The organism is Mycobacterium attenuatum, assembly GCF_900566085.1.
Classification (GTDB): domain Bacteria; phylum Actinomycetota; class Actinomycetes; order Mycobacteriales; family Mycobacteriaceae; genus Mycobacterium; species Mycobacterium attenuatum.
On sequence record NZ_UPHT01000160.1, the window covers coordinates 1 to 5,982 of the forward strand.

Annotated in this window: 3 protein-coding genes and 2 pseudogenes; 2 read left to right on the top strand and 3 right to left on the bottom strand. The window is 69.4% G+C overall.

The genetic code is table 11. The annotated features are described in order from the left end of the window. A pseudogene (locus tag EET13_RS31995) lies at positions 1–2,374 on the top strand (PE family protein); the annotation flags it as partial. A gap of 284 nt (positions 2,375–2,658) precedes the next feature. Here the strand turns inward: EET13_RS31995 and EET13_RS25510 are convergent. Together EET13_RS25510 and EET13_RS25520 are read right to left on the bottom strand one after the other, a co-directional pair. Next, positions 2,659–2,778, bottom strand: a pseudogene (locus EET13_RS25510) (IS630 family transposase); the annotation flags it as partial. Positions 2,779–3,156: 378 nt separating this feature from the next. Next, a complete protein-coding gene (locus tag EET13_RS25520; RefSeq protein ID WP_122444868.1) occupies positions 3,157–4,806 on the bottom strand; it encodes an acyl-CoA synthetase in 1,650 nt (549 codons plus the stop codon). A 61-nt stretch (positions 4,807–4,867) separates the two neighbouring features. Between EET13_RS25520 and EET13_RS25525 the strand changes: the two genes are divergently transcribed. Continuing rightward, positions 4,868–5,680, top strand: coding sequence for a crotonase/enoyl-CoA hydratase family protein (locus EET13_RS25525; RefSeq protein ID WP_122444869.1), 813 nt, complete (start codon positions 4,868–4,870; stop codon positions 5,678–5,680). A gap of 42 nt (positions 5,681–5,722) precedes the next feature. On the opposite strand, the gene EET13_RS25530 is transcribed toward EET13_RS25525, so the two are convergent. After that, positions 5,723–5,982 (bottom strand): TilS substrate-binding domain-containing protein (locus tag EET13_RS25530; protein WP_425294273.1); only part of this gene is annotated, 260 nt, incomplete at its 5' end.

Sequence of the window (5,982 nt, forward strand, 5' to 3'; positions counted from 1 at the left end):
CCAAGGTGCCGGCGGCCAAGGCGGCCAAGGCGGCACCGGCGGCACCGGCGGCCAAGGCGGTACCGGCAACGACAGCACCAACCCGGCGGTGGCCGGCCAAGCCGGCGGCCAAGGCGGTAGCGGCGGCACCGGTGGGGACGCCGGTAAGGGCGGGCTGGGGTCGAGCAGCGGTGCGGATGGCACCGCCGGCGACGGCGGCACCGGTGGTGTCGGCGGTACCGGCGGTAACGGCGCGAACAACACCACCATCGCCGCTGCCGGCGCCACCGGCGGCACCGGCGGCCAAGGTGGGGCTGGTGGGCAGGGCGGCACCGGCGGCAACGCCGGCAACCCCTTGACCGGCACCGCCGGCACCCAAGGTGCCGGCGGCCAAGGCGGCCAAGGCGGCACCGGCGGCACCGGCGGCCAAGGCGGTACCGGCAACGACAGCACCAACCCGGCGGTGGCCGGCCAAGCCGGCGGCCAAGGCGGTAGCGGCGGCGCCGGTGGGGACGCCGGTAAGGGCGGGCTGGGGTCGAGCAGCGGTGCGGATGGCACCGCCGGTGACGGCGGCACCGGTGGTGTCGGCGGTACCGGCGGTAACGGCGCGAACAACACCACCATCGCCGCTGCCGGCGCCACCGGCGGCACCGGCGGCCAGGGCGGGGCTGGTGGGCAGGGCGGCACCGGCGGCAACGCCGGCAACCCCTTGACCGGCACCGCCGGCACCCAAGGTGCGGGCGGCCAAGGCGGCCAAGGCGGCACCGGCGGCCAAGGTGCCAATGGCGGCAACGGCGGCAACGGCGCTACGCCAGGGGCAACCGGTCAGGCCGGCGGCGCCGGGGGCGCCGGCGGCCAAGGCGGCGACGCCGGTAAGGGCGGCCTCGGCTCGACCACCGGCGCCTCGGGCACCGCCGGCAACGGCGGGCAAGGCGGCAATGGCGGTAAGGGCGGCGGCGGCGGCGCCGGCACCAACTCGGCAACCGCACCTGTCGCCGGTGGCCAGGGCGGACAAGGCGGTGCCGGCGGCAAGGGCGGCACCGGAGGCGCGGCCAATGGCGGCACGGCCGGCAGCGGCGGCAAGGGCGGTATCGGAGGTGACGGCGGCGCCGGCGCTAGCGGCGGCAATAACACCGGTACCACCGGCGGTAACGGCGCCGACGGCGGCAAGGGCGGCGACGGCGGCGCTGCCGGAGCAGCCGGAGCAGCCGGCGCCGGGGGCGGCGGCAGCGCCGGCACCGCGGGCACCGGCGGCAACGGCGGCGCCGGCGGCAAGGGCGGCCTAGGCGGCCAGGGCAGCGCCGCCGTCGCGCCGGCCACCGGTGGCCTGGGAGGCAAGGGCGGCGCCGGCGGCGCCGGCGGCAACGGAGGCGCCGCCAACGGCGGCACCGCCGGAAACGGCGCCAACGGAGGCGCCGGAGGCGCCGGCGGAACCGGCGGAGCCGGCGCCACGGCAAACACCCCCACGGCTGGCGGTCAGGGCGGCCAAGGCGGCGCCGGCGGCGCCGGCGGCGCCGGCGGTGCCGGCACAGGCGGGATCGGCGGTGGCAACGCCGGCGATGGCGGCCTGGGCGGCAACGGCGGCGGCGGCGGCAAAGGTGGCACCAACGTCGGTCTCACCGGCAACGGCGCCAATGGCGGCAAGGGCGGTACCGCCGGCGGCGGAGGAGCCGGCGGCAATGCAACGGACGGCGGCTCGGGCGGCAAAGGCGGTCTGGGCGGCAACGGCGGCACCGGCGGCGACGGTGGCGCCGGTAGGAGCACTGGCCTGGGTGGCCAGGGCGGCGGCGGCGGCATCGCGGGCGCCGGTGGCGACGGCGGCAGCGCTAGCGGCGGCAATGGCAGCGGCGGCGCGGCCGGCGGTGGCGGTCAGGGCGGCGCCGGCGGCAAGGGCGGCCTCGGTGGCAACACCGGCCTCGGTGGCGGCGGCGGCGCCGGGGGCACCGGTGCCGACGGCGGCAAGGGCGGCCTAGGCGGCAGCGGCAACGGCAGCGGCAGCGGCGGAGCCGGTGGCGCTGGCGGCAACGCGGGCGCGGGCGGCGCCGGAGGCAACGCCGGCACCGGCAACAACAACGGCGGCAACGGCGGCAACGGCGGCAATGGCGGCCAAGGCGGTAACGGCGGGACCGGTGGGGCGACCGGTGCCGGCGGCCAGGGCGGCATCGGCGGCGACGGCGCCGCCGGCGGCAAAGGCGGTAGCGGCACCGGCACCGGCAAATCCGGCATCGGCGGAACCGGCGGTAGCGGCGGCAAAGGCGGCACCGGCGGTGCAGGCGCCGGCGGCCTCAATCCCGGCACACTTGGCGGTGGCGGCGGACCCGGCCTGCCACCTATTGGTCCCACCGGCGGGAAGGGCGGCAAAGGCGGTACTGCTGGCACCGGGGGTAGCGCCTGATAGCGCGAGACCAGCGGCGCGCCACCGGCCATGGACTAGCTGCCCTGTACCAACGGGCCTGGCCAGCCTTGCCTGCAGGCTGTCGGCCTCGGAGGCCATGACGCTCGTTGGGCGACGGGACGGCGGAGAACAGTGTGGGCTTTGACACCGGCCTGGTCCTTCGGCCGCCACCCAGGCTTAGGCCCAACGACCGACGAACATCGACTCACCCAGCCGACGCGTCCCACCGACGTGACCGAACGGCCGGCAACGCATCGACGCCTAAGCCTGACGGGGGAACTGCACTAGTGTCCTGAGTCATTAATTCGGCGGCTCTTGTTAGCGACCGATTCGAGGATTTGGTCGGCGGTTTTGGTCCAGACGTAGGGGCGGCGGCTGTCGTTTGAGGTTTGGATCCAGGCGCGGCCCTAGCCGATTGTCACGAAGAAGCCAGCGCGGCCAAACGCGAAGAGCACTTGCAACCCGATCGGGTCACGAGCGCGCACACCCGACCTACCGCTTGCGGCGAGCCCGAACCAACGCCTGACGTCTCCGGGGCATTGTCGATCCGGCCATCGCCGACCAAACCAGCTCTAACCAGCCACCGGCCGATCCGCAAATCCAGCGATGCCGACTTGGCCGATTGCGCACCGACGCCCACACCATCGAAGAGACCGGACACAAGTGCCCTGCCGCGGCGCAACGCGAAGTGATGGAGCCAAGATCGGAATCCGCCTACCCTACAACATCACTGATGCAAGCCGCCCCAGCCCGTGCACAGCCGCCGACGACCAAGCCCAAAATCAGGCCCCAGTAGCAACCTGACTGGCACGCACCTCATCGGCGGGTCGCGCTTCGGTCTGCTCCTTGGCCCACCGGTAATCCGGCTTACCGGCAGGTGAGCGCTTCACCTCGTCGACGAACCAAAGGCTGCGCGGCACTTTGTATCCCGCGACCAGACCGCGAACGAACCCGTCCAGCTCGGCCAATGACGGACAGCAGCCGGGCCGGGCCTGCACAACGGCCGCCACCTGCTGGCCGTAGCGGGGATCGGGTATCCCCACTACCAGAGCATCGAAGACGTCAGGATGACCCTTCAACGCAGCCTCGACCTCTTCGGGATAAATCTTCTCACCGCCGCTGTTGATCGACACGGAGCCGCGACCCAGCATGGTGACGGTTCCGTCGGCCTCGACCATGGCGTAGTCACCCGGAATCGCATACCGCACACCGTTAATGGTCTTGAACGTCTCGGCGGTCTTCTTCTCGTCCTTGTAATAGCCGACCGGAATATTGCCCTTCTTCGCGATCATGCCACGCACCCCGGAGCCGGGCTGAACTTCGTTGCCGTCCTCGTCGAGGACCACCGTCCGGTGGTCGATGGTGACTCGCGGACCGCCGTTCTGGGAAGCGCCCGCGGCGACAATACTGGTACCGCCAAATCCCGTCTCCGACGAACCAATTGAGTCGGTGATTACCCGATTCGGAAGCAGTTCAAGCAGTTTCTCCTTGATGCTGGGCGAGAAGAGAGCGGCGGTGCTGGCCAACAGAAACAACGAGGACAGATCGTAATCATGTTCTCTGTCAAGCGCGTCCAGCAACGGCCGGGCCATCGCGTCACCGGTGAAGAACAAGAGGTTTACCTTACGGTTCTCAACTGTGCGCCATACCTCGTCGGCGTTGAATTCCGGTGCCAGAACAGTGGTTTGGCCGGAAAAAATGGACATCCAAGTGGCCGACTGCGTGGCGCCATGGATCATCGGCGGAATCGGATAGCGAACCATTGGCGAGTTGGCAGCGGCAGCCTTGGCCAGGTCGTACTCGTCCTTGACGAATTCTCCTGTCGCGAAATCCGTTCCGCCGAACAGCACGCGGTAGATGTCTTCGTGGCGCCACATCACGCCCTTCGGAAACCCCGTGGTGCCACCCGTGTACAGCAGGTAGATGTCGTCGGCACTTCGCTCACCGAAGTCACGTTGCGGCGAGCCCTGCTCCAGCGCGGCGTAGAACTCCACTCCCCCGTAGCGCTCAAAGTCGGGCTCGCTACCGTCCTCCACCACAAGGACCGTCTTGACGTTGGGGATGTCCGGCAGCACGTTGGCGACCCGGTCGCAGTACTGGCGCTCGTGAACCAGCGCAACCATGTCGGAATTGTCGAAGAGGTACCGCAGCTCGCCCTCGACATAGCGGTAGTTGACGTTGACCAGAATGGCGCCGGCTTTGACGATGCCGAGCATCGCGATGACGATCTCGTTGCGGTTGCGGCAGTAGAGTCCGACCTTGTCGCCCTTCTGCACTCCCTGATCGAGCAGGTAGTGCGCCAGGCGGTTGGCTTTCTCCTCGAGTTGGGCGTATGTCAGCTGCTCATCTCCGCAGATGAGCGCTACCCGGTCAGGCACCGCGTCGATGGCGTGCTCGGCGAGATCGGCAATATTCAAGGCCACGGACCCCAAACTAGAACGTGTTACATTTCTTGACAAGCTCAGACCCAGCGTCGACGGAGAGGCGGTAGTCGTGCCCCAGGCTTCAGCAAACGAACAAACGGGTCCTGACGCGCTGGTAGAGCAGCGCGGTCACACCTTGGTCGTAACCATGAACCGGCCGCACGCCCGTAACGCGCTCAGCAGCGAAATGATGCAGATCATGGTCGAGGCCTGGGACCGCGTCGACAACGATCCGGACATCCGGTGCGCCATCCTCACCGGCGCCGGTGGCTACTTCTGCGCCGGCATGGACCTCAAGGCGGCAACCAAGAAGCCGCCGGGAGAGTCGTTCAAGGACGGCAGCTACGACCCGTCGCGCATCGACGCCCTATTGAAAGGTCGCAGGCTGACCAAGCCGTTGATCGCCGCCGTCGAAGGCCCCGCGATCGCCGGCGGCACCGAGATCTTGCAGGGCACCGATATCCGGGTCGCCGCCGACAGCGCCAAGTTCGGCATCTCCGAGGCCAAGTGGAGCCTGTACCCGATGGGCGGCTCGGCCGTGCGTCTACCCCGCCAGATCCCCTACACCGTGGCCTGCGACCTGCTGTTGACCGGACGCCACATCACCGCCGCCGAGGCCAAGGAGATGGGCCTGATCGGATACGTAGTGCCCGACGGGCAGGCCCTGACCAAAGCCCTCGAAATCGCGGACGTGATCGAGAACAACGGCCCGCTCGCTGTGCAGGCAATCCTGCGGACCATCCGTGAGACCGAGGGCATGGCCGAGAACGACGCGTTCAAAATCGACACCCAGATCGGCATCAAGGTCTTTTTGTCCGACGACGCCAAGGAAGGCCCAAAGGCGTTCGCCGAGAAGCGCAAGCCCAACTTCCAGAACCGCTAGTTTTCGCGAACGTGAACTCAGCTCGACATCGCGGCCTTGAAGTCAAGTGTTCAGTGCGACATCGGTGGTTGAGGCGGCGTGGTTGAGTAGCGCGGCGAGGCGCTGGGCGGGTGTGTCGAGGCCCAGGGTGGGTCGGGGTCGTTGGTTGAGGGTGTCTTGGATGCGCTTGAGGTCGGCCTTGGTGTGCATCCTCAGGTCGGTTCCCTTTTCGAACCAGAGCCTCAGCAGACGGTTGGTGTTCTCGTTGGATCCGCGCTGCCATGGCGAAGCTGCCATGGCGAGTGGGGATCGCAGAAGCAGAC